The organism is Variovorax sp. YR750 (genome assembly GCF_900109805.1).
In the GTDB taxonomy this organism is placed as follows: Bacteria; Pseudomonadota; Gammaproteobacteria; order Burkholderiales; family Burkholderiaceae_C; genus Variovorax; species Variovorax gossypii.
Genome location: NZ_FOBJ01000007.1, coordinates 278,183 through 300,576, shown reverse-complemented (window position 1 = coordinate 300,576; position 22,394 = coordinate 278,183). Strand labels below are relative to the sequence as shown.

Below are 22,394 nucleotides of genomic sequence, written 5' to 3'. Positions count from 1 at the left end.
GGAAGGCTCGTGCGATGAGTATTTTCGAAGGCTTCCTTTCCACTTCCGAAACGCTAGGCGCCTTCAGCGACCGCGCCTTCGTCGACGCCATGCTGCGCTTCGAGGCAGCACTGGCGCGCGCGCAAGCCGCCGAAGGGCTGATTCCCGAGAGCGCCGCGCATTCGATCGTGAGCAGCTGCAAGGTCGAGCTGTTCGATGTCGCCAAGATCGTGCGCGAGAGCGGCCGCGCGGGCAGCGTCGCGATCCCGCTGGTGAAGGCGCTGCGCGAGGCGGTCGGCCTCTTCAATGCCGAGGCCGCGCCCTTCGTGCATTTCGGCAGCACCAGCCAGGACGTGATCGACAGCGCGATGGCGCTGGTCACGCGCGAGGCGGTCGCGCTCGTCGAGACCGACCTGGCCAAGGCCGCCGACGCGCTGCTGCGCCTGGCCGTGACGCACGCCGAGACGCCGATGCTCGCGCGCACGCTGATGCAGCCGGCCTCGGTCACCAGCTTCGGCTTCAAGTGCGCCGGCTGGGCCGCGCCGCTGGTGCGCAGCCGCATCCGCCTGCGCGACGCCGCGAAGCATGCGCTGCAGCTGCAGCTCGGCGGCGCCATCGGCACGCTGGCGCAGATGAAGGGGCAGGGCGCGGCGGTGCGCAAGCGCATGGCCAAGGAACTCGGCCTGGGCGACCCCGGCGCGACCTGGCACACGCAGCGCGACGAATGGGTCGCGCTCGGCTGCGAGCTGGGCCTCATTACCGGCAGCCTGGGCAAGATCGCGGTCGACATCTCGCTGCTCGGGCAGTACGAGGTCAGCGAAGTCACCGAGCCCAGCGAGCCGGGCCGTGGCGGCTCGTCGGCTATGCCGCACAAGCGCAATCCGGTGGCCTCGATGGTCGCCATCGCCGCCGCGCACCGCGCGCCGCAGCGCGTGGCCGCCTTGCTCGGCGCCATGCCGCAGCAGCACGAGCGCGCCCTCGGCGCCTGGCAGGCCGAGCTGGCCGAATGGCCGCAACTGCTGATGTCGGCGCACGGCAGCGTGCGCGCGATGGCTGCCGCCTTGCCCGGCCTGCAGGTCGACGCCGCGCGCATGCGCGCCAACATCGACCGGCTGCGCGCCGAACTCCCGCGCGACGCGGCGGACGAATGGTTCGACCCCGCGCTCGCGCACAACGCCGGACAGACCGCGCTCGCCGAAGTGAAGGCGCTGCAGGCCCGGCTCGATACAGACAAGGAACTCTCCCGATGACCACCCCCGAAAACCCGCCCGTCCAGCCCGGCGTCTATGAAGCCGGCCTCGTCAACCGCCGCCGCGTGCTCGGCGACGCCTGGGTCGACAAGTCGCTCGCCAACCGCAACGGCTTCAACGCCGAGTTCCAGGAACTCATCACGCGCCACGCCTGGAACGACATCTGGGGCCGCCCCGCGCTGGGCGACAAGACGCGCCGCTACATGGTGCTGTCGATGATGCTGGGCATCCACGCCTACGAGGAGTTCGCGATGCACGTGCGCGCCGCGCTCGACGCGCCGCCCGAGTCGCGCCTCACGCCGGACGACATCAAGGAAGTGATCATGATGGCCGCCATCTACTGCGGCGTGCCGGTGGCCAACCACGCCTTCGGCATCGCGACGGGCATCCTGCGCGAGAAGGGCCTGCTGCCTGCGGCGCCCCAGTGACCGCGCCGGTCACTCCCGGCAAAGACCGGAAAGGCCGCTTCGGCATCACTTTCACTTTGCTGTTGCCGCTGCTGCTGGCGGCGCAGCCGGTGGCCACCGACAGTTATCTCCCCGCGCTTCCCGCCATTGCGAAGGAGCTCGGCTCGGCCAGCACCAGCCTCACGCTGTTCGTGCTGGCCTTCGGCTTTGCGCAGCTGCTGTGCGGCCCGCTGGCTGATCGCTTTGGGCGGCGACCGGTGTTGCTGGCAGGGCTGGGCTGCTACACCGTCGCGGCGCTGGGCGGCGCGTTCGCCGACAGCGTGGCGCTGCTTGCCGGGTGGCGCACGCTGCAGGGCTTCTCGATGGCGGCCATCCTGGTGTGCGCGCGCGCCGCGGTGCGCGACCTCTATCCCGCGCACGAAGGTCCGCACGTGATGGCGCGCGGCCTCACGGGCCTCGGCATCGTCGGGCTGATGGCGCCGCTGCTCGGCGCGTGGCTGGTGCAGGGCGCGGGCTGGCGCTGGGTGATGGCTGCGATGGCCGTCTATGCCGCGGTGCTGTTCGTGCTCTGCTGGCGCTCGTTCGGCGAAACGCGCCGGCCGGTGGGCGAGGGCGAGTCGTCCGCGCCGCGCGGCAGCACGCGCGCCGTGTTCGCCAGCCGCTCGTTCCGTGCCTGGGCCTCGGTGGCCGCCACCACCTACGGCGGGCTGTTCTGCTTCCTGCTGCTCTCGCCGATGGTCTACATCGGCTATCTGGGCTGGTCGCCCGCTTGGTACGGCTGGATCCCGGCCGGCGGCTCGCTGGTCTACATCTTCAGCACGACCATGTGCCGCAGCCTGCTGCGGCGCTACGGGCCCGTGCGCACGGTGAAGCTGGGCGCGTCGCTGAGCCTCGCCGGAGCCACCATCCAGGCGCTGGGCTGCTGGCTCATGCCGCTGAGCGCCGTGCCGCTGCTGTTCGGCCACGCGGTCTACTGCCTGGGCCACGGCATCCACCAGCCCTGCGGGCAGGCGGGCGCGGTGGGCGACCTGCCGCACCTGGCGGGCCGGGCCGTGTCGTGGTCCGGCTTCGGCATGATGATGGTCGCGTTCTGCGCGGGGCAACTGGCCGCGCGTTTCGTCGACGCCGATTTTTCCAACGGCGCCTGGCCGATGGTCGTGCCGATGCTGCTGGCCGGCAGCATGCTGGTGGCCATCGCATTCCTCTGGCTGCCGCGTCTGCAACACCCGAGAAAGGAAACCACACCATGACCCGTTTGAATGTCGTTCGCGAGGGCGATGGCCCGATCGTCGTGCTCAGCCATGCGCTGGGCTGCGACCTGAGCATGTGGGACGGCGTGGCCGCGCAGCTCTCGCGTGCCCACACAGTGCTGCGCTACGACCACCGCAACCACGGCGCTTCGGAAGTGGTGCCCGGCGCGCTGCGCATCGAGACGCTGGCGCAAGACGCGGCAGAGTTCATCCGGCGCGAGGCGGGCGGAGAGCCCGTGCACTTCGTCGGCCTCTCGATGGGCGGCATGACGGGGCAGGCGCTGGCTGTGAGACACCCCGAGCTGCTGAGGACGATGGTGATCGCCAATTCGGCCGCCTACTACCCCGACCAGTCGACTTGGCGCACGCGCGTCGAGACGGTCGCCGCCAGGGGCGTGGCCGCCATCGCCCCCGGCGCCGTGTCGCGCTGGCTCACGCCGGCCTACGTGGGCACACCCGAAGGCGCAGTCGCTGCGAAGACGCTGCACGACGTGCTGGTGCGCACCGACGCGCAGGGCTACATCGAGAGTTGCAACGCCGTCGCGGCCATCGATTTCCGCGAGAGCAATCGCCGCGTTGCGGTGCCCACGCTGGTGATCGGCGGGCTGCAGGACGAGGCCACGCCCATGGCCATGTCCGAGGCCATGGTGGGCGCCATTCCGGGCTCGCGCCTGGCCACCATCGACGCGGCGCACCTCAGCGCGGTCGAACGGCCGGTGGAGTTCACACAGCTGCTGATCGATTTCTGGCGCAGCCTTTGAGGGGCGCGAGCGGGGCGGCCGGCCTAGGTGTATCCCGTATTTCGTGCGAATGATGGACGTATGTGATCGATCATCGATCAAAAGGCCGCTGAATTGATTGTGGAGCGGTCCGGGTGTTCCTAAAGTCCACCCCCATGCATCGCTCCATTGCCACCGTCTCGCTCAGCGGAACGCTCCGCCAGAAGCTCGAAGCCGTCGCCGCCGCCGGCTTCGATGGCATCGAGCTGTTCGAGGCCGACTTCATCAACTTCAAGGGCACGGCCGCCGAGCTGCGCCGCATCGCGGGCGACCTGGGCCTGAGCATCGACCTGTACCAGCCGTTCCGCGACTTCGAGGGCATGCCCGAGCCGCAGTTCCGCCGCAGCCTGGAGCGCGCCGAGCGCAAGTTCGACCTGATGGAGGCCATGGGCGCGCCGATGGTGCTGTGCTGCTCCAACACCTCGCCGCTGGCCATCAACGATCCGTCGTTGGCCGCCGCACAACTGCACGAACTGGCCGAGCGCGCCGCGCGCCGCAATCTGCGAGTGGGCTTCGAGGCACTGGCCTGGGGCCGCCACACCTCGCTGTACGGCCAGGCCTGGGAGATCGTGAAGCAGGCGAACCACCCGCACCTGGGCTTGATCCTCGACAGCTTCCACACGCTGTCGCTGAAGGACGATCCGGCGGGCATCGCCGCCATTCCGGGCGACAAGATCTTCTTCCTGCAGATGGCCGACGCACCGCTGCTGTCGATGGACGTGCTGCAGTGGGCACGCCACCACCGTTCGTTCCCGGGGCAGGGCGACTTCGACGTGGTCGGCTTCTTCGAGCAGGTGCTGCGCGCGGGCTACACCGGGCCGCTGTCGCTGGAGATCTTCAATGACATCTTCCGCGAGACGCCGAACCGCCGTACCGCCGTGGACGCGATGCGCTCGCTGCTGTACCTCGAGAGCGAGGCGCGCCAACGCCTGTCCGCCACCGGCCGCATGCAGCCGCAGCGCGTCGAGCTCTTCAACCCGCCGCCGGTGCCCGCGCTCTCGGGCCTGTCGTTCATCGAGTTCGCAGCCGACGAGGCTTCGGCCGCGACGCTGGCCACGCTGCTCGGGCAGTTGGGCTTCCGCCGCATCGGCAGGCACCGCTCCAAGGCCGTGACGCTGTACCGCCAGGGCGAGATCAACCTGATCGTCAACGCGCAGCCCGATTCCTTCGCGCGCGAGCGCTTCGAGGCGCACGGCACTTCGGTCTGCGCGCTGGGCGTGCGCTGCGACGATCCGCTCGCCGCGGTGGGTCGCGCCACCGCCATGCGCTCGCAGCGGCACGACAGCCCGGTCGGCCCCAACGAGCTGCGCGTGCCGGCCATCGTGGCGCCGGGCGGCAACCTGATCCATTTCGTGCCCGAGGCACTGGGCGCCGACGGCCTGTACGAGGCCGACTTCATCCTCGAGGACGAAGGCGCTGGCGCCAATGAAGCCGGCCTGCAGCGCATCGACCACGTGGCGCTGGGCCTGGCTGTCGACCAGCTCGACACCTGGGTGCTGTTCACGCGCGCCGTGCTCGGCCTGGAGCCCGGCGAGAGCCTGGAGCTGGCCGACCCGTTCGGGCTGATCCGCAGCCGCGGCGTCGCCAACGCCGACCGCAGCCTGCGCCTCGTGCTCAACGTGTCGCTGAGCCAGCGCACCCGCACCGCGCGCACGCTGAGCGTGACCGGCGGCGGCGCGGTGCACCACATCGCGCTGAGCTGCGCCGACATCTTCGAGGCGGCCGCGAAGCTGCGCGCCAACGGCACGCGCTTCGTGCCCATCTCGGACAACTACTACGACGACCTGGCCACGCGCATCGACATCGAGCCCTCGCTGCTTTCGCGCATGCGCGAGGCGGGCGTGCTGTTCGACCGTTCGCCGGCCGGCGACTACCTGCACATCTATACCGAGAGTTTCGAGGGCGGAATGTTCTTCGAGGTCGCGCAGCGCGTGGGCAGCTACGACGCCTACGGTGCCCTCAACGCACCGGCGCGCATGGCCTCGCAGGCGCAGGACCGATCGACAGATTGACTTATTGATTGACCGACAGAGAGCCGATTTCATTTTTTTCGTCACCACTGGAGACAACACATGGCAAGCAACACAGCCCGTGAGCCGCAAGGCAGGCACCAGTCGAAGAAGGCCGCGGCAAGCGGCTGGATCGGCTCGGCGCTGGAGTACTACGACTTCTTCATCTACGCCACCGCCGCGGCGCTGATCTTTCCGCAGATCTTCTTCCCGAAGGGCGACCCGACGACGGCCATCGTCGCCTCGCTCGCGACCTATGGCGTGGGCTATGTCGCGCGTCCCATCGGCGCCTTCGTGCTCGGCCACTGGGGCGACACGCACGGTCGCAAGCAGGTGCTGGTGCTGTGCATGTTCCTGATGGGCTTCTCCACCGTGGCCGTCGGCCTGCTGCCGACCTACGACCAGGTCGGCCTGCTGGCTCCCGTGCTGCTGGTGCTGCTGCGCCTGGTGCAGGGCTTCGCGGTGGCCGGCGAGATCTCGGGCGCGAGCTCGATGATTCTCGAACACGCCCCCTTCGGACGCCGCGGCTTCTTCGCGAGCTTCACGCTGCAGGGCGTGCAGGCCGGCCAGATCCTGGCGGCCGCCGTGTTCCTGCCGCTGGCGCACTACATGCCGGAAGAGGCGTTCAACTCGTGGGGCTGGCGCATTCCGTTCCTGCTGAGCTTCCTGGTCATCGTGGCGGGCTACATCATCCGCCGCGAAGTCGACGAGACGCCGGCCTTCGCCGAAGTCGACAAGAAGGGCGAAACGGCCAAGGCGCCGATCATCCAGGCCTTCACCGACAGCTGGGCCGACATGCTGCGCGTGGTCTGCATGGCGCTGATGAACGTCATTCCGGTGGTGGCCACCGTGTTCGGCGCGGCGTATGCCGTGCAGGCCGCCTACGGCATCGGCTTCCAGAAGGACGTGTACCTGTGGATCCCCGTGCTCGGCAACATCCTCGCGGTGATCGTCATTCCGTTCGTGGGCAACCTGTCGGACCGCATCGGCCGCCGCCCGCCGATCATCTTCGGCGCGCTGGTCTCGGGCCTGCTGTCGTTCGTGTACCTGTACGCCATCAGCATCCGCAACGTGCCGCTGGCCATCTGCATGTCGCTGCTGATGTGGGGCGTGGTCTACCAGGGCTACAACGCGACCTTCCCGAGCTTCTATCCGGAGCTGTTCCGCACCCGCAACCGCGTGTCGGCCATGGCCATCTCGCAGAACATCGGCACCACCTTCACCGCGCTGCTGCCCGCTCTGTTCGCCGCTGTCGCGCCTCCCGGCTCGACCAACGTGTGGTTCACCGTGGGGGCCATCACCCTTGCGGTGACGGTGCTGGCGGCCCTGGCCGCGCTGAGCGCCCGCGAGACCTACCGCATCCACATGCGTGACCTGGGCGACCCGAACGCGGTGCCGGTCGACAAGCAGGAGTACGACCGCATGCGCGAGCAGACGATGCAGGAAGCTCGCCTGGCCAAGGCTGCCGCCTGAGAGGCCATTCGCAGGACGAAGACCTTTCGCCTGCCAAGGGTTGTGGCGCCGGGAAGAATGGCGCCATGACCTCCACATCTTCCCCCTCCCGCCTCAAGATCGACTTCGTCTCCGATGTGTCCTGTCCCTGGTGCGCCATTGGCCTGAGTTCGCTCGAGGCGGCACTGGGGAAGGTGGCACCGGAGATCACCGCGGACCTGCACTTCCAGCCCTTCGAGCTGAACCCGCAGATGCCGCCCGAAGGCCAGGACACCTTCGAGCACCTCAACCAGAAGTACGGCTCCACGCGCGAACAGCAGGCGCAGTCGCGCGAGATGATCCGCCAGCGCGGCGCGGCGGTGGGCTTCGAGTTCAGCCCCGAAGGCCGTCCGCGCGTCTACAACACCTTCAACGCACACCGGCTGCTGCATTGGGCCGAGCTCGAGAGCCCGCAGAAGCAGGCGGCGCTGAAGAAGCTGCTGCTGAAGGCCTACTTCACCGACAGCCAGAATCCCTCCGACCCCGAAGTGCTGGTGCGCGCCGCCACCGAAGCGGGGCTCGACCCGGCCCGTGCACGCCAGATCCTGGACGGCGAGGAGTTCGCGCAGGAAACCCGCGAACGCGAGCGCATGTACACCGACGCCGGCATCCACTCGGTGCCCGCGATCATCATCAACGACCGCCACCTGATCTCGGGCGGCCAGCCCGTCGAGGTGTTCGAGCGGGCCCTGCGCCAGATCGCCGGAGCTGCACCTTCGGGCCTTGCCACAGCCTGACTTGGCCGGTGCTCAGGCGCCAGCTTTGCGCAGCGTTACGACGGTAAAGAGCGTCAACGCGAATGGGCTTGCGGTGGTTGAGGAGGCGTCCCTACAGTCCTCAATCACTGGAGCCCCGAAGATGAATAAGAAAAGCCTAATTGCCGCTCTCGCCCTCATGGCCGCGGCTTCGTTGCCGGCACTGGCGGACGAATACGGAAGGCACCCGTTCTATCTCCACGCCTTGTCCGACCTGCGCACCGCGGCCTGGAAAGTGGAGCACCGCCGTCCCGAGGACGGGCAGGTCTCGCGCGACGAGCAGGTGGTGATCGACGAGATTCACGCCGCCATCGGCGACCTGCAGCACGCCGCATGGCTCGATGGCAAGCCCGTCGAATGGCGCGAGCCCACCGATGCATGGATGCCGCCCGAAGGCCGCCTGCATGCGGCGGTCGACCTGCTGCGCAAGGTGCGCTCCGACGTCGCACGCGAAGAGGACGATCCGCGCTCGCGGCCGTTCCAGCAGCGCGGCCTTGCGCATGTCGACCTTGCGCTCGCCACCGCGCAGCATGCCATCGGCGACGTTCGCCGCCACGACCTGCGCAGGGAGTGAGGGCCGTGCCGGCCACTACCGTCTTGCCGTTTTTCTCCACGCGGCGCGCGTCGATGGCGCTGGGCGCATGCGCGCTGGCGCTGCTCGCGGCCTGCGCGAGTACCGAGGGAGATCGCCGGCCGCTGGTCTCGGTGTCGCTGCCCTCGGCGCAGGTGAACGATGCCACGCGGCTGCGCTGGCTCGATCGCGTGAGCTGGGGCGCCAATGCGAGCAGCGATGCGCAGCTCGCGAAGCGCGGCCTGTCGCTGTGGATGCGCGACCAGCTCAACCCGCGACCCGCGCCGCTGCCGGCGGCCGCGCAGGCGCAGATAGACGCGATGGAGATCTCGCGCATGCCGCTCGACCAGCTCGTCACCGAGCTCGACGCGCAGCGCAAGGCGGCCGACGCGCTGCCCGACGAAGACCAGAAGAAAGCCGCGCGGCAGGCCTACCAGCAGCGGCTCAACGGGCTGGTGCGCGAGGCGCAGCAGCGCTTCGTGCTGCGCGCGCTCTATTCGCCCAACCAGCTGCAGGAGCAGATGACCTGGTTCTGGATGAACCACTTCAACGTCAACCTGCGCAAGGACAACATCCGCGCGATGGTGGGCGACTACGAGGAGAACGCGATCCGCCCGCACGCGCTCGGCAGGTTCCGCGACCTTCTCGGCGCCACGCTGCATCACCCCGCGATGCTGCGCTACCTCGACAACGCGCAGAACGCCGCCAACCGCATCAACGAGAACTACGCGCGCGAGCTGATGGAGCTGCACACGCTGGGCGTGGGCGGTGGCTACACGCAGGGCGACGTGCAGGAGCTGGCGCGCGTGCTCACCGGCGTGGGCGTGAGCTACCAGCCGCTCGATGCACCGCCGCCGAACGTGCGGCCGAACCTGCGCGCCGACTACGTGCGCAAGGGCCTCTTCGAGTTCAACCCGAACCGGCACGACTACGGGCCGAAGACATTGCTGGGCCAGCCGATACAGGGTAAGGGTCTGGCCGAAGCCGACGAGGCGCTCGACCGCCTCGCGCGCGCGCCGGCCACCGCGCGATTCATCTCGCGCAAGCTGGCCGTGTACTTCGTCTCCGACGATCCGCCGCAGGCGCTGGTCGACCGCATGGCTGCGGCCTTCACGCGCAGCGACGGCGACATCGCCGTCACGCTGAAGGCGCTGTTCGAGTCGCCCGAGTTCACCGCCTCGCTGGGCCGCAAGTTCCGCGACCCGGTGCACTACGTGATCGCCGGCGTGCGGCTCGCGTACGACGACCGTGTGGTGTCGAACGTGAACCCGATGCTCGGCTGGATCAACCGCATGGGCGAGCAGCTCTACGGCCACGAGACGCCCGACGGCTATCCGCTCAACGAGGCCGCCTGGGCCAGCGCGGGGCAGATGAACACGCGCTTCGAGATCGCGCGGGCCATCGGCGCGAACGGTGCCGTGCTGTTCCGCGCGGACGACAAGGCGCCGCTGGAGAAGCCTGCGTTTCCGCCGCTGGCCGATTCGCGCGCGGTGCGCACGATGCAGGGCAGCATGAGCACGGACACGCGCGAGGCACTGGCGCAGGCGAAGAACCCGCAGGAGTGGAACACCTTCCTGCTGGCTTCGCCCGAGCTGATGCGCCGCTGAGGTTGGGGTTTTTCTCCCTCCCCCGCTGGGGGAGGGCAGGGGTGGGGGCACAGCGGCGTTCGATGAAGCGCTGAGGCTGAACAAGCGCCGCATGCCCCCATCCCAACCTTCCCCCAGAGGGGGAAGGAGCAAGGCAAGAAGAAAGAAAGGACACCGTCATGCAACGTCGAGAACTCCTGAAGCTCGCGGCCGCCGTGCCGTTCGCGGGCGCCGCCGCCAGGGTGATGGCCGCGCCCTCCGCGGAAGGCGCCAAGCTGCTGGTCGTGTTCCTGCGCGGCGCGTACGACTGCAGCAACCTGCTCGTGCCCACGAGCAGCGACTTCTACTACGCCTCGCGCCCCAACATCGCCATCGCGCGGCCCGGCTCGCCCAACGGCGCGCTGCCGCTGGACGGCGACTGGGGCCTGCACCCCGCGCTGGCGCAGAGCGTGATGCCGATGTTCCAGCAGAAGCAGGCTTCGTTCATCGCCTTCGCCGGCACCGACGACCTCACGCGCAGCCACTTCGAGACGCAGGATTCCATCGAGCTCGGACAGGCGCTCGACAGGCGCCGCGACTACCGCTCGGGCTTCCTCAACCGGCTGGCCGGCGTGCTCGGCGCGGGGCCCGTCACCGACGTGTCGCCCATCGCCTTCACCGATCAGTTGCCGATCTCGATGCGTGGCAGCGCCAAGGCCGCCAACATGGCGCTCGCGGGCAATGCGCGCTCGGGCATCGACGCGCGGCAGAGCCAGGTCATCACGGCCATGTACCGCAACACCCCGCTGGCCCAGCCTGTGGCTGAGGGCTTCCAGGTGCGCGACGAGGTGATGCGCGCGGTGCAGGCCGAGATGGACGCCGCCAGCCGCAACGCCATGTCCGCCAAGGGCTTCGAGCTGGTGGCGCGCCGCATGGCGCTGCTGATGCGTGACCGCTTCGACCTCGGCTTCGTCGACGTCGGTGGCTGGGACACCCACGTGGGGCAGGGCGGCGCCACCGGCTATCTCGCCAACCGCTTCGAGGAGCTGGGCCGGGGCGTGGCCGGTTTCGCGCAGGAGATGGGCGACGACGCGTGGCGCCAGACCGTGGTGGTCGTCATCAGCGAGTTCGGCCGCACCTTCCGCGAGAACGGCAACCGCGGCACCGACCATGGCCACGGCACCGTCTACTGGGTGCTGGGCGGCGGGCTCTCGGCACAGGCAGGCGGGCGCATCGTCGGCGAACAGCAGGCGCTGACGCAGGCCACGCTGTTCCAGAACCGCGACTATCCGGTGCTCAATGAATACCGGGCGGTGTTCGGCGGGCTGTTCCAGCGGATGTACGGGCTTTCTCCGGCGCAGCTCGCGAAGGTGTTCGACGGCGTGGCGCCCAAGGACCTGCGGCTGGTCTAGCCGGCGGCGCCGATGCCGGCCGCAGTGGCGACGGCCGGCCTTCCTTTTCTTCCTTTTCTCTTCCCTCGAGGGGCCTGCGTTTCAGGACGCCGGCCCCGCGCGTGCTTGCGTCCAGATATCCCCAATTTCGGTGATAGCTGGGACACAAATAGTTAACGAAGATAAGGATCTTCAGACTTCTCGGCAGCTCTCGCGGGGGCGTTTTTTGCTCCGTCCGGGGTCTTCGCGCTTCAACCAAGACCTATCGCTGCCTCTGGAATTTTTCTTCCGGAGCCAGCCACGGCTGTCGAAAACCGTCGTTTCGCCGCCAGGCGCAGCGCCCAAGAACAAGAAAAGGAAACCGATGTTCTCGCTCCGTTCGACTCCTCTTGCCCGCTTCTGCGCCATCGCCGCTGCCGTCATGGTCCTGGCTTCCTGCGGGGGCGGCTCCGGAGGAGGCGGCTTCGTTCCGCTGGCGCCCGTCGTACAACCGCAGCCTCAGCCCGAGACACCCATCGCGACGCATGCGATCGGCGGAACCCTCAGCGGCATCACCAGCGGCAAGCTCGTGCTGCAGAACAACGCGGGCGATGACCTGACGCTCACTGCGGACGGCAGGTTCAGCTTCGCGACTCCCGCCAAGGAAGGCAGCGCCTATGCCGTCACCGTGCGCACACAGCCGCTGTGGCAGTTCTGCACCGTGGGGAATGGCAGCGGCAATGCAGCCGCCGAGGTCACCGGCGTGACGGTCACCTGCGCGGAGGCTCAGGCGACGGTCTCGACACTGGCCGGCTCGGGCACCGAGGGCAAGCTCGACGGCGACGGGCTCGCCGCCGAGTTCGCCAGGCCCAGGGGCGTGAGGGTGGATGCAGCCGGCAACCTCTACGTGACCGATACCCGGTACAAGCTGATCCGCAAGGTTTCTCCCTCGGGCGCCGTCACGACCGTGGCGGGCAGCGGCGCTGGCGGAACCCTCTCCGATCCTTTCGACCTTGCCCTGGATGCCGACGGCAACATCTATCTGACCGAGCTCATGGGCAACACGGTTCGCAAGGTCACGCCGGCAGGGGCGGTGAGCACGCTGGCGGGGTCCGGCAGCTTCAGTTCGGTCGACGGGCACGGCACCGGCGCATCTTTCAACCAGCCTTCGGGCGTTGCCTTCGACGCACAGGGCAACCTTTTCGTCGGCGACTCGCAGGGTCAGAAGATCCGCAAGATCGCGCCCGACCTCGAGGTCAGTACCTTCGCAGGGTCGGGCGCCCAGGGCACAGCCGACGGCACCGGCACCAGTGCGACCTTCAGCGTGCCCGCCGGCATCGCGATGGACGCCGCGGGCAACATGCTCGTGACCGACTTCGGCAGCCACGTGATCCGCAAGATCACGCCGCAGGGCGTGGTCACGACGCCGTTCGGCAAGCGGAGCACCAGCGGTTCCGTCGACGGGAAGGGCAACGACGCGACCTTCTCCTTCCCGGTGGGCATCGCGATCGACTCCAGCGGCAGCCTCTACGTGGCCGACAGCACGACCCACGTGATCCGCAGGATCACGCCGGACGGCATGGTCAGGACCCTGGCGGGTACCGCGGGCAGATCCGGGGCGAAGGACGACGTGGGCAAGGCAGCGTCGTTCAACACTCCCTACGGCGTGGCGGTGGACGCCGCAGGCAACGTCTACGTGGCCGACCAGTTCAACCACAAGATCCGCAAGATCACGCCGACGCCCGCGCCCTGAGCCGCCAGGGCCCTCATGCGCCATGATCCGGGCCGACGTGCGAGAAGGATCGAGACAAACATGGCCGTGATCGGTGAACACCTGCGAATGCCCGAGCTGCAGCGGCTCGGCTTGTCTGCCCCGCTGATGCAGCTGGCGGCCGGCCAGTGCATCCACGAGGCGTTCCGCGGCTCCTGCCTGGGGCCGCCGTTCTATGCCTACCGCGGTGCCGGCGTGCCCGAGGGGCCGACGCTGGTTCCGCTGTGGGACCACGGCAGCAGGGTCTGTGGCCTCCGGGAGACGGCGGGCGGCCTGGAGTTCATCGAGTTCAGCATCGAAGACCCTGCCGGGTTCGAGCGCGTCGCCGGCACGGAGCAAGGGTTCTGGGCAACCCGATTCGACTTCCTCTACGAATGCGAGCTGCCCGACGAAACCCTGCGCGAAGCTGCGGCGCGGGTCGGCTTCCGCTTCCTGGAGCGGCATCTGGCGCAGAGAGAGGCCGCCGAGGAGCAACTCGGGGGCTTCAGCAGCCACCGGGCATGGCTGCGAGAACTGGTGGCGGGCATCGACCGCGACGCAGCTGGAACTGCCGCCTGATCGCAGCGGCGGCGACACCGCCGAGAATCCCCGCATGCCCCATGCCGTTTCCCTTCTTCGTGCCGCGCGCCTGGCACGAAGCGCCAAGCCCTTTCTTGCCCGTGGCGGCTTCAAGCGCGAGCGCTGCGCGGGCTGTCGCCTGGTGCCCAGCCATTGCATGTGCGCCATGCGCCCGTCGATCGCAACGCGCGCGGGCGTGTGCCTGCTCATGGCGGACATCGAGCCGCTCAAGCCCACCAATACTGGTTGGCTGGTCGCCGACGTGGTGGCCGATACCTTCGCCTTCGGCTGGGCCCGCACCGAGACCGATCCGGCGCTGCTGGCGCTGCTGAACGACCCGCAATGGCAGCCGTACGTGGTGTTTCCGGGGCAGTACGCGGCGCCCGAGAGGGTGGTGGAGGCTGTTCGGTCGCCCGGCTCCGAGGGCAGCGCTGCCGGGAAGCGGCCGCTCTTCATCCTGTTCGACGCGACCTGGGCCGAGGCGCGCAAGATGTTCCGCAGGAGCCCATACCTCGACCGGCTGCCGGTGCTCAGCCTGCAGCCGCAGCAGATCACCCAGTACAAGCTGCGCAACTCCGGCCGCGACGACCACTTCTGCACCAGCGAGGTGGCCGCGATGTGCATGAACCTGGCGGGCGAGCATGTCGCCGAGCAGACGCTGGAGGCCTATCTGACGGTGTTCACGCACCACTACCTGCGTGCGAAGAACCAGCAGCCCGTCTTGTGGGAAGGCGCAGCCCACCAGAGGCTGCGCGAGGTGGCCGGCCTGCGGCCTGGATGACTGCCGGGCGGCAGCGCCGTCAGGCGATCATCGATTCGAGATCGGCCGCAAGCTCGCGCGGCGCCGGCATTTCCTGGACGATGTCTTCGGTGATGCCGACCGCCATTGCCGACTGGCTCGGCCAGAAGCCGCCGATGTTGCCCAGGTCCACGCCCTGGCGCTCCAGCGCAACGCGCCACACGGCCAGGTGCAGGATGCCGCCGAGCACATCGGGGTGTTCCGACTTGGCCGGGCTCACGAAGCTGGAGAGCGCGCCGACCAGGTCGGGGGCGAAGCCCCAGCGCTGCGCCAGGGAGGCGCTCACGTCGCCGTAGTGATAGCCGAACTCGACCAGCTCGAGCTGCGCGCGCCCCAGTGCCTCGAAGGGGTGGGTTGCGTTCAGCGCCGCGACGCGGGCGGGCATCGCCTGCGCCATGATCAGGTGGCCAATGGCGTGCATGCTGCCCGCGGTGAAGGCCAGGTTGGGGTCGACCTGCCGCGTCTTGGAGGCCAGGTACCTCGAGACCGAGGCCACGCGCAGGCTGTGCGCCCAGAAGGCGGGGAGGCCGACGCCGTCCACCTTTCGGAAGGCGCCCGCCAGGCCCGAGCTCACGACCACCGAGCGGATGGCGGAGAGCCCCAGCATCAGGATCGCGCCCTGTATCGAGGAAATCTTGCGCCGCAGCCCGAAGAGCGGCGAGTTGACCATCTGCAGCACCTTGGCGGCGAGCACCTGGTCGAGTTCGATCCGGTGCGCGATGGCTGCGAAGGACACCTCGTCGTCCCGCAGCATCTCCATCAGATCGGACACCACCCTCGGTACGGTGGGAAGCGACTCGTCATTGGCAAAGAGTTCGTCGAGTGTCATGGCGCTGGGTTTTGTTGTCTGGCCTATGTATGCAAAAGATTGTCCTCCAGCACACCCCCAGGCAAACGCCCGAACAGACGCGAATACGCAATTTCTACTGATTCCGGTAGGTCCGGAGCCACTCCTGCAGGCCCTTTGCGGGGTTCGGCGGGGTTCTACCCTCGAAGCTGGTAGATCTGGATCAGGTTGCCGCAGGTGTCCGCGAAGATCGCGAGCCTGACCTGCCCATGGTCGATGGGGTCGGTCGTGAAGCGCACGCCGTGCTCCCGCAGGCGTTTGACGTCGGCCTCGATGTCGTCGCTCTGGAAGGCGGTTGCGGGTATACCCTGACTCATCAGCGCCTGCTGGTAGGCGCGGGCGGCGGGGTTCGCGTCGGGTTCGAGGGACAGTTCCGTTTCGCCGCCTTCGGGCGAACGGACCGTGAGCCACCTGTACTTGCCGGCGGGCAGCTCCCGGCTTTTCACGAAGCCCAGGACCTGGGTGTAGAAGGCCAGGGCCTTGTCCTGGTCGTCGACGAAGATGCTCGTGAGGTTGATGCGCATGATGTGGTGGGACGAAAGGCGTCAGCGAAGTGCGGGGCCGCCATCCTGCCCCACATCGCCGCGCGCGACTTCGCCGAAATCAAGGTCGCGGGCATGGGCCTGGTTCATGAGCGCGATGCATCCGAGGGGCGCCACGAACGGCTCCGCCGTGCGCCTGTATCTCCTGGGCGGCATGCCGAAGTGCCTGCTGAACAGGCGGGAGAAGCTCCCCTGGCTGGCGAAGCCCAGCGCAAGGCCGATCTGCGTGGCCGGCTCGTCGGTGGACACGAGCATCTCCCGCGCGCGCTCCAGCCGTGCTCGCGTGCGGCATTGCAGCGGCGTCTCGCCGAAGAGGGCGCTGAACTGGCTGATGAAATGCGAGGTCGACAGGCGGGCTTCCGCCGCCAGGTGCGCCACGCTGGCCGGCGGCTCCAGTTCGCACTGGAGGCGCCGGCGGGCATCGCACATTCGCTTGAGCAGGCCGGGGGAGATCATGGCGGGGCAGGGCGGAGGCCGGGCGTGGTTGCGCGCATTGTCGCCACGCCCCGTGCCGGACGCCACCTATGAGCCCGCCTGCCGATGTGGCACCATCGCCGCCTGCGGACAACGGCCCTGCCTGCCGGGGTTGCCGGATTGGCCGCTGCCGGGCTCTCCCACCGCTTGGAGGAAGTCAAGATGTCTGCAGCCATGTTCGCCGCCTTGTTCTTCACGGTGGCACTCCTCGTCACTACGGCGTACTTCATCATGGGCTCCATCCCGCTCCTGGTGCTGAAGCACGACACGCCGCTCGACGCCCGCTTCGTGCGGGGCTTCTTCAACATCTACTACGTCGCGGCATTCGTCACCGCCTCGGCGACCGCGCTCAGCTTCGCCACTGCCGGCCGCCTGTGGATCGCCGCCGGTGCCGCCGTGCTGGCGGCGATCTCGGTCGTCCTGCGCCGGAAAGTCATTCCGAAGATGGACGCGCTCGGGGCGCAGATCCAGTCGAACTACATGGATGCGATACCGGGGTTCCGCAGGACCCACGTCATCGCGATCCTGATCAACATCGCTCAGCTGGCGGCCATCGTCTGGTGCCTCATCGCGGTGGGAAAGTGAGCCTCCGCGCCGCGGGGCGGCGTCGATAGGACAATCGGGGGCAGCCATCAATTCCGAACACAGCCACGACCATGTCCCGTCTCGACGACCCCCTCCACGACGCCGAAATCGGCTCCCGCGACAGCACCCTCGACACCACCCGCATCGACGACGTGCGCATCGGCGCCGTCCGTCCGCTCATCACCCCGGCGCTGCTGCAGGAGCGCGTGCCCGTTCGCGACAACACGCTGGCGCTGGTCGAAGGTAGCCGCGCCGCCATCGCCGACGTGCTGCACGGCCGCGACGACCGGCTGGTGGTGGTGGTCGGCCCCTGTTCCATCCATGACCACGACCAGGCCATCGAGTACGCGCAGCGCCTGAAGAAGGTGGCCGACTCCCTGCAGGACGACCTGCTCATCGTGATGCGCGCCTACTTCGAGAAACCGCGCACCACCGTCGGCTGGAAGGGCTACATCAACGACCCGCACCTGGACGGCAGCTTCGCGATCAACGAAGGCCTGGAGCGCGCGCGCCGCCTGCTGCTCGAGCTGACCACCCTGGGCCTGCCGACCGGCACCGAGTTCCTCGACCTGCTGAGCCCGCAGTTCATCGCCGACCTGATCGCCTGGGGCGCCATCGGCGCACGTACCACCGAGAGCCAGAGCCACCGGCAGCTGGCGTCGGGCCTGAGCTGCCCGGTCGGCTTCAAGAACGGCACCGACGGCAGCATCAAGGTCGCGGCCGACGCCATCCTCGCGGCGCGTGCGCCGCATGCCTTCATGGGCATGACCAAGATGGGCATGGCCGCCATCTTCGAGACCCGCGGCAACGACGACTGCCACGTGATCCTGCGCGGCGGCAAGGCCCCCAACTACTCGGCCGCGGATGTCGCGGCCTGCTGCGACACCCTGGCGGCAAGCGGCCTGCGGCCCCAGGTGATGATCGACGTCTCGCACGGCAACAGCAGCAAGCAGCACCAGCGGCAGATCGTGGTCGCCGAGGACGTGGCGACGCAGATCGCGGGCGGCGAGAGCCGCATCACCGGCATCATGATCGAGAGCCACCTGGAAGAAGGGCGGCAGGACCTGAAGCCGGGCGTCGCGCTGAAGCACGGTGTCTCGATCACCGATGCATGCATCGGCTTCGCGCAGACGGTGCCTGTGCTGGAGGGGCTGGCCTCGGCGGTGAAGGAGCGGCGGAGGTTGTCGAAGGGGTGAGGCTGCGATGGCGCGCCGCGCCATCAGGGCCGATTTCCCTCTGCCCCTACGGTGAGGGAACGACGAAAGCCCGCAGCTCGGCCATCTTTCCATCGCGGAATCGCCAGACATCGCAGTACGCATGGGGCCGTGCGTTTCCCTCCTGGTCCGGTAGCGTGATCTCGCCGAGTGCCGCAACGAAGTCGCCGTCGCCGATCATCTGGTGAACCTCGAACTGGGGCGGCTCCTTGTACGCGACGGCCATCCATTCGCGAACGGCCTGCTTGCCCCGCAGGATCGTGTCGCCCACGAAGTTCCAGACGGTGTCTTCGGTGCAGAACGTCAGGAACCCTTCGAAGTCGCCCTTCATGATTGCGGCGTTGGCGTTCGCGAGGACTGTCTTGTGGTCTTCGGGCATCTTGGCGTCTTCTTCATCAATGGCGGTGGGGCCCGCGCGAGCGGTCAATGAATCACGGCCGTGACGCGCATCTCGAATCGCATCGCCGGTGCCGCGAGCTCAGCGACGCCGACCTCGGTCCAGATGGGGGCGTGGTCCGGCATGTACTGGCGGTACAGCCGCGCGATGGTCCGGTTCACCTCGGGAGGAAATCCTCCGACGTGATACGTGTTCACATGCACGACATGGCCCCAGTGCGCCCCGGCGGTTGCCAGGGTCTTCTCGACGTTCCGGAATGCCTGCGTGATCTCTTCCTCGAGCGACTCGGGGAATTGCATTTCGTCGTTCCAGCCTCCCTGGCCTGAGATTTCGACACGGTCGCCGATCTTCACGGCTTGCGAGTAGTGCAGCGCCTCGTGCAGGGCGGGCCCATATCCGGGAGTGACGAAGAATTCGGGTCGGGTCATGGCAGTCCTTTGATCGGTTGATTGATTTGTTGCTTGGCGAAGGCGCTTCTCCTTCTGCATGGTCTGTACTCTAGTGACCGGACATGCGCCGATAAAGAAGCAATGCCGGCCATCACAATTTGGCCAACCCAAACAATCGCGACCGCGATTCGCGGGGGCCGAACCCTCAAGGTCTAAACTGCAACCCCGCTTCTTGCAGGAGACAAACCTCATGACCCGATTGCTCGTGCGCAGCTTCGGCGTTTCGCTCGACGGTTTCGCGGCCGGCCCCGATCAGAGCCTGCAGCACCCATTGGGCGTTCGCGGCCCCGAACTCATGGACTGGTTCTTTCCCACGCGCGTCTGGCAGCAGATGCAGAAGACGGGCGAGACCAACGGCGAGACCGGTGTCGACAACGAGATGGCCGAGCAGGGCTTTGCCGAGATGGGCGCCTGGATCCTCGGGCGCAACATGTTCGGGCCGGTGCGCGGCCCGTGGCCCGACGAGAGCTGGAAAGGCTGGTGGGGCGACGAGCCCCCGTACCACGTGCCGGTCTTCGTGCTGACCCACCATGCCCGCGCGCCGCTGGCAATGAAAGGCGGCACGACCTTCCACTTCGTCACCGGCGGCATCCACGATGCGCTCGAGCAGGCAAGGGCCGCCGCGGGTGGTCGCGACGTGCGCCTGGGCGGCGGTGCGGCTACCGTGCGTGAATACTTGAAGGCCGGCCTGATCGACGAACTGCACCTGGCCGTGCGGCCGGTGCTGCTGGGCAAGGGCGAAGCACTGTTCGCCGGCCTGGATCTGCCGGCGCTGGGCTACAGATGCGAACGGCAGGTGGCGGGCGAGCGCGCCACGCACATGTTCCTGCGCCGCAACGGGTCTTGATACGAGCGGTCCGCCGCGCGGCTACTCGGCCCCTTCAACAATCCGCATATCCCGCTCCGCGCCATCGCCCAGGGCTGCAAGCGCCGCCTGGTACGCGGGGCTGTCGTGCACGGTCGTGGCTTGCTCGACACTGTCGAACTCGATCAGCGTGGTGCGCTCGGCAAGGCCGTGTTCGTAGACCTTGGCCGGCAGGCCGCGTGCCAGGAAGCGACCGCCGCCGGCGGTGATGGCGGGGGCGGCCAGCTTTGCATAGGCCGCGAGCTTGTCGGTGTCCTTGATGGCGCGGTATGCGCTGATCCAATAGGCTTTTGCCATGGTGATTCCACTCCGTTGTTCGGCGAGCAATATAAAGCGAACACCGTGAACGCATCGGGGCCATGAGCCGAAAGCCCCGTGCCTGTACTGCCCGAAGGAGGCCGATCGATGCTGAGAGGAAGCTGTCTCTGCCAAGGCGTGGCGTTCGAGATCGACGGCGCGCTGAAAGACCCGCTCTACTGCCATTGCTCGATGTGCCAGAAGGCGCATGGCACCGCCTTCCGCGCGCGAGCCAAGGTGCTGGCGAAAGAGTTTCGCTGGAGCAGGGGTGAAGAACTGGTCCGCTACTACGAGTCGTCGCCCGGCGAGTACCGCGGGTTCTGCTCGGTGTGCGGCTCCAGCCTCATCAGCAAGTTCGACGTGAAGCCGGCCGTCTATGGGCTGGCACTCGGCGTGCTCGACGACGATCCGCAGGTCAGGCCTCTGTGCCATGTGTTCGTCGGGTCGAAGGCGCCGTGGTTCGAGATCACCGACTCATTGCCCCAGCACGAGGCGCTGCCTCCCGGTGCAGGCAAGCCCAGGGAGCCGCACGCCGGCACCTGAGTGCCTCGACCAGATCACACCGGCGCGTAGGCCCCCGTGCCTCCGGGCCAGCGCGTGAGCACCTCGTAGCCCTCGGGCGTCACGGCCACCATGTGTTCCCACTGGGCGGACAGCGACCGGTCTTTCGTCACCACCGTCCACCCGTCGGCCAACTGCCTGGTCTCGCTCCTGCCTGCGTTGAGCATCGGCTCGATGGTGAAGATCATTCCCGGCACCAGCCTGAGCCCTTCGCCGCGCCGTCCGAAGTGCAGCACCTGCAGGTCCTCGTGATAGACCTGCCCGATGCCGTGCCCGCAGTATTCGCGCACCACGCTGAAATGCTCGCGGTGGGCGACCGACTGGATGGCGTGGCCGACATCGCCAAGAGTCGCTCCGGGCCTGACCTCGCGGATGCCGGCCAGCATGGCCTCGTACGTCGTCTCCACCAGGCGCCGGGCCAGCACGCTGGGCTCTCCCACGAAGAACATGCGACTGGTGTCGCCGAACCAGCCGTCCTTGATGACGGCGACGTCGATGTTGACGATGTCGCCCTTCTTCAAAATCTTGTCGGCCGAGGGGATGCCGTGGCACACCACCTGGTTGACGGATGTGAGGATGGTCTTGGGATAACCCAGGTACCCCACGTTGGCCGGGATGGTGCCCTGCACGTTCACGATGTAGTCGTTGCAGATCCGGTCGAGCTCTTCCGTGCTCACGCCGGGCACGACATGGGGCTCGATCATGCCCAGGACCTCCGCTGCGAGCCTGCCTGCCTGCCGTGCCAGCTCGATCTGCTCGGCGGACTTGATGACGATGCCGCGTGCCATCAGCGCTTTCCGGCGGCGGAAGGCGACCGGGCCTTCGCTGGTTGGGCTGTGGCAGCCGCGAGGATGTCCAGGCCACCCGAGAGTTCGGCCTGTATCAGCAGCTGGCAGATTTCCCGGTGGTCCAGCTCCGGGTGCAGCTCGGTCAGCATGCCGACGCGCATCCAGTGCTCGGCCTGGCCGTTGATGGACCTGCCCAGGGCGTTGCCTGCCACGCGCAGGTTTTCGTGCATGAGGTCGGAGATTTTGACGATGCCCATCGGTAGATTTTGTATGAAACGTATGCGAAGTGTATATGTTTCGTAGGCGCAATGAAAATCCCGGCAAACCAGCCAGATCCAGCCAGGTCGACTGGGCACACGCTGCAGGAGGCCCATCGGCAGCACGGGCATTTCCGTTGACCGCCGGCCCCGTCCGCTAGACTTCCCCGATGCGTCGGCGTTTCGCAATTTTTCTGGTCCTGCTTTCGGTGCTCTGGCAATCCTTTGCCATTGCCGGGCAAGCGACCGCATTCGCCGACGCGGAGGAAGTCGCCCACGCGGCACTTCACTGGCAGGAAGAGGGCCACCACCATCACGACGATGGCTCGGTCACCCAGGACGATTCCGACGAATCGCTCCAGCATCTCGCCTTCGACGGCTGCCTGAGCACCTCGGTGCTCTGGCAGAGCGCTTCCTTCTCGTTCGCGCCGATCGGCGGCGCGCCTCCCCTGATCGCGGACGAAGCCGCGATTCCTTCGCCGCACCTCGCCGGCCTGCGACGACCTCCCAGACTGACCGCCTGAAAACGTCCTTGCTCACCCTGCGCTCGCGCGGGTGGGTCGT

The 22,394-nt window shown here is 68.0% G+C and carries 26 protein-coding genes; 18 read left to right on the top strand and 8 right to left on the bottom strand.

The genetic code is table 11. The features are described from left to right. The first annotated feature begins 14 nt into the window (after window positions 1-14). The 13 genes from pcaB (at window position 15) to BMY35_RS16825 (ending at window position 14,536) form a co-directional block, all read left to right on the top strand. Window positions 15-1,229, top strand: a complete 1,215-nt coding sequence (gene pcaB / locus BMY35_RS16885) for a 3-carboxy-cis,cis-muconate cycloisomerase (protein WP_093201202.1) — start codon at window positions 15-17, stop codon at window positions 1,227-1,229. After that, a complete protein-coding gene (locus BMY35_RS16880; protein ID WP_093201199.1) occupies window positions 1,226-1,657 on the top strand; it encodes a carboxymuconolactone decarboxylase family protein in 432 nt (143 codons plus the stop codon). Before pcaB ends, BMY35_RS16880 begins: the two co-directional genes overlap by 4 nt. After that, window positions 1,654-2,886: an MFS transporter gene (locus tag BMY35_RS16875; RefSeq protein ID WP_177213654.1), complete on the top strand. Its 1,233-nt coding sequence runs from the start codon at window positions 1,654-1,656 to the stop codon at window positions 2,884-2,886. Before BMY35_RS16880 ends, BMY35_RS16875 begins: the two co-directional genes overlap by 4 nt. After that, window positions 2,883-3,647 carry an alpha/beta fold hydrolase gene (locus BMY35_RS16870; RefSeq protein WP_093201197.1) on the top strand — a complete coding sequence of 255 codons (765 nt, stop codon included), beginning with the start codon at window positions 2,883-2,885 and terminating at the stop codon, window positions 3,645-3,647. The genes BMY35_RS16875 and BMY35_RS16870 overlap by 4 nt, the downstream gene beginning before the upstream one ends. Window positions 3,648-3,781: 134 nt before the next feature. After that, the gene (locus BMY35_RS16865) at window positions 3,782-5,677 is read left to right on the top strand and encodes a bifunctional sugar phosphate isomerase/epimerase/4-hydroxyphenylpyruvate dioxygenase family protein (protein WP_093201194.1); all 1,896 of its coding nucleotides are present in this window, start codon (window positions 3,782-3,784) and stop codon (window positions 5,675-5,677) included. Window positions 5,678-5,737: 60 nt separating this feature from the next. Continuing rightward, window positions 5,738-7,147: an MFS transporter gene (locus BMY35_RS16860; protein ID WP_093201191.1), complete on the top strand. Its 1,410-nt coding sequence runs from the start codon at window positions 5,738-5,740 to the stop codon at window positions 7,145-7,147. 65 nt (window positions 7,148-7,212) lie between these two features. Then, complete coding sequence (locus BMY35_RS16855) at window positions 7,213-7,902, top strand: DsbA family oxidoreductase (protein WP_093201189.1); 690 nt, start codon at window positions 7,213-7,215, stop codon at window positions 7,900-7,902. A 121-nt stretch (window positions 7,903-8,023) separates the two neighbouring features. Continuing rightward, the gene (locus tag BMY35_RS16850) at window positions 8,024-8,494 is read left to right on the top strand and encodes a hypothetical protein (protein WP_093201186.1); all 471 of its coding nucleotides are present in this window, start codon (window positions 8,024-8,026) and stop codon (window positions 8,492-8,494) included. Between the two features lie 53 nt (window positions 8,495-8,547). Further along, on the top strand, window positions 8,548-10,098 hold the full coding sequence (locus BMY35_RS16845; RefSeq protein WP_093201183.1) for a DUF1800 domain-containing protein: 1,551 nt from the start codon (window positions 8,548-8,550) through the stop codon (window positions 10,096-10,098). 158 nt (window positions 10,099-10,256) lie between these two features. Beyond that, the gene (locus BMY35_RS16840; RefSeq protein WP_093201181.1) at window positions 10,257-11,468 is read left to right on the top strand and encodes a DUF1501 domain-containing protein; all 1,212 of its coding nucleotides are present in this window, start codon (window positions 10,257-10,259) and stop codon (window positions 11,466-11,468) included. 343 nt (window positions 11,469-11,811) lie between these two features. Further along, entirely contained in the window at window positions 11,812-13,179 is a 1,368-nt protein-coding gene (locus BMY35_RS16835) for an NHL repeat-containing protein (protein ID WP_093201179.1), read from the top strand. A gap of 60 nt (window positions 13,180-13,239) precedes the next feature. Next, window positions 13,240-13,755, top strand: coding sequence for a hypothetical protein (locus BMY35_RS16830; RefSeq protein WP_093201176.1), 516 nt, complete (start codon window positions 13,240-13,242; stop codon window positions 13,753-13,755). A gap of 34 nt (window positions 13,756-13,789) precedes the next feature. Beyond that, window positions 13,790-14,536, top strand: a complete 747-nt coding sequence (locus BMY35_RS16825) for a tRNA-uridine aminocarboxypropyltransferase (protein WP_093201174.1) — start codon at window positions 13,790-13,792, stop codon at window positions 14,534-14,536. Between the two features lie 19 nt (window positions 14,537-14,555). On the opposite strand, the gene BMY35_RS16820 is transcribed toward BMY35_RS16825, so the two are convergent. From BMY35_RS16820 to BMY35_RS16810, 3 genes are all read right to left on the bottom strand, one after another. Then, a complete protein-coding gene (locus BMY35_RS16820; protein ID WP_093201171.1) occupies window positions 14,556-15,383 on the bottom strand; it encodes an HDOD domain-containing protein in 828 nt (275 codons plus the stop codon). Between the two features lie 155 nt (window positions 15,384-15,538). After that, window positions 15,539-15,925 carry a VOC family protein gene (locus tag BMY35_RS16815; protein WP_093201168.1) on the bottom strand — a complete coding sequence of 129 codons (387 nt, stop codon included), beginning with the start codon at window positions 15,923-15,925 and terminating at the stop codon, window positions 15,539-15,541. A gap of 21 nt (window positions 15,926-15,946) precedes the next feature. Beyond that, the gene (locus BMY35_RS16810; RefSeq protein ID WP_093201166.1) at window positions 15,947-16,399 is read right to left on the bottom strand and encodes a helix-turn-helix transcriptional regulator; all 453 of its coding nucleotides are present in this window, start codon (window positions 16,397-16,399) and stop codon (window positions 15,947-15,949) included. Between the two features lie 180 nt (window positions 16,400-16,579). On the opposite strand from BMY35_RS16810, the gene BMY35_RS16805 reads away from it, so the two are divergent. Together BMY35_RS16805 and BMY35_RS16800 are read left to right on the top strand one after the other, a co-directional pair. Continuing rightward, window positions 16,580-17,002, top strand: a complete 423-nt coding sequence (locus BMY35_RS16805; protein WP_093201163.1) for a hypothetical protein — start codon at window positions 16,580-16,582, stop codon at window positions 17,000-17,002. Between the two features lie 71 nt (window positions 17,003-17,073). Then, a complete protein-coding gene (locus BMY35_RS16800; protein WP_093201160.1) occupies window positions 17,074-18,198 on the top strand; it encodes a 3-deoxy-7-phosphoheptulonate synthase in 1,125 nt (374 codons plus the stop codon). A 46-nt stretch (window positions 18,199-18,244) separates the two neighbouring features. Here the strand turns inward: BMY35_RS16800 and BMY35_RS16795 are convergent, their stop codons facing one another. Beyond that, window positions 18,245-18,595, bottom strand: coding sequence for a nuclear transport factor 2 family protein (locus BMY35_RS16795; RefSeq protein ID WP_093201158.1), 351 nt, complete (start codon window positions 18,593-18,595; stop codon window positions 18,245-18,247). Between the two features lie 44 nt (window positions 18,596-18,639). After that, entirely contained in the window at window positions 18,640-19,041 is a 402-nt protein-coding gene (locus tag BMY35_RS16790) for a RidA family protein (protein WP_093201155.1), read from the bottom strand. A gap of 211 nt (window positions 19,042-19,252) precedes the next feature. Between BMY35_RS16790 and BMY35_RS16785 the strand changes: the two genes are divergently transcribed. Then, a complete protein-coding gene (locus BMY35_RS16785) occupies window positions 19,253-19,909 on the top strand; it encodes a dihydrofolate reductase family protein (RefSeq protein ID WP_093201153.1) in 657 nt (218 codons plus the stop codon). Between the two features lie 21 nt (window positions 19,910-19,930). Here BMY35_RS16785 and BMY35_RS16780 read toward each other — a convergent pair whose 3' ends face one another. Continuing rightward, entirely contained in the window at window positions 19,931-20,224 is a 294-nt protein-coding gene (locus BMY35_RS16780; protein WP_093201150.1) for a DUF1330 domain-containing protein, read from the bottom strand. 108 nt (window positions 20,225-20,332) lie between these two features. Between BMY35_RS16780 and BMY35_RS16775 the strand changes: the two genes are divergently transcribed. Further along, window positions 20,333-20,767, top strand: a complete 435-nt coding sequence (locus tag BMY35_RS16775) for a GFA family protein (RefSeq protein WP_093201148.1) — start codon at window positions 20,333-20,335, stop codon at window positions 20,765-20,767. Between the two features lie 14 nt (window positions 20,768-20,781). Here the strand turns inward: BMY35_RS16775 and map are convergent, their stop codons facing one another. Together map and BMY35_RS16765 are read right to left on the bottom strand one after the other, a co-directional pair. Next, a complete protein-coding gene (gene map / locus BMY35_RS16770) occupies window positions 20,782-21,573 on the bottom strand; it encodes a type I methionyl aminopeptidase (RefSeq protein WP_093201145.1) in 792 nt (263 codons plus the stop codon). Beyond that, window positions 21,573-21,830 (bottom strand): ParD-like family protein, encoded by a 258-nt coding sequence (locus BMY35_RS16765; protein WP_093201142.1) that lies wholly within the window; start codon window positions 21,828-21,830, stop codon window positions 21,573-21,575. Before BMY35_RS16765 ends, map begins: the two co-directional genes overlap by 1 nt. Window positions 21,831-22,000: 170 nt before the next feature. On the opposite strand from BMY35_RS16765, the gene BMY35_RS16760 reads away from it, so the two are divergent. Next, a complete protein-coding gene (locus tag BMY35_RS16760; RefSeq protein ID WP_093201140.1) occupies window positions 22,001-22,354 on the top strand; it encodes a hypothetical protein in 354 nt (117 codons plus the stop codon). The last annotated feature ends 40 nt before the right edge of the window (window positions 22,355-22,394 follow it).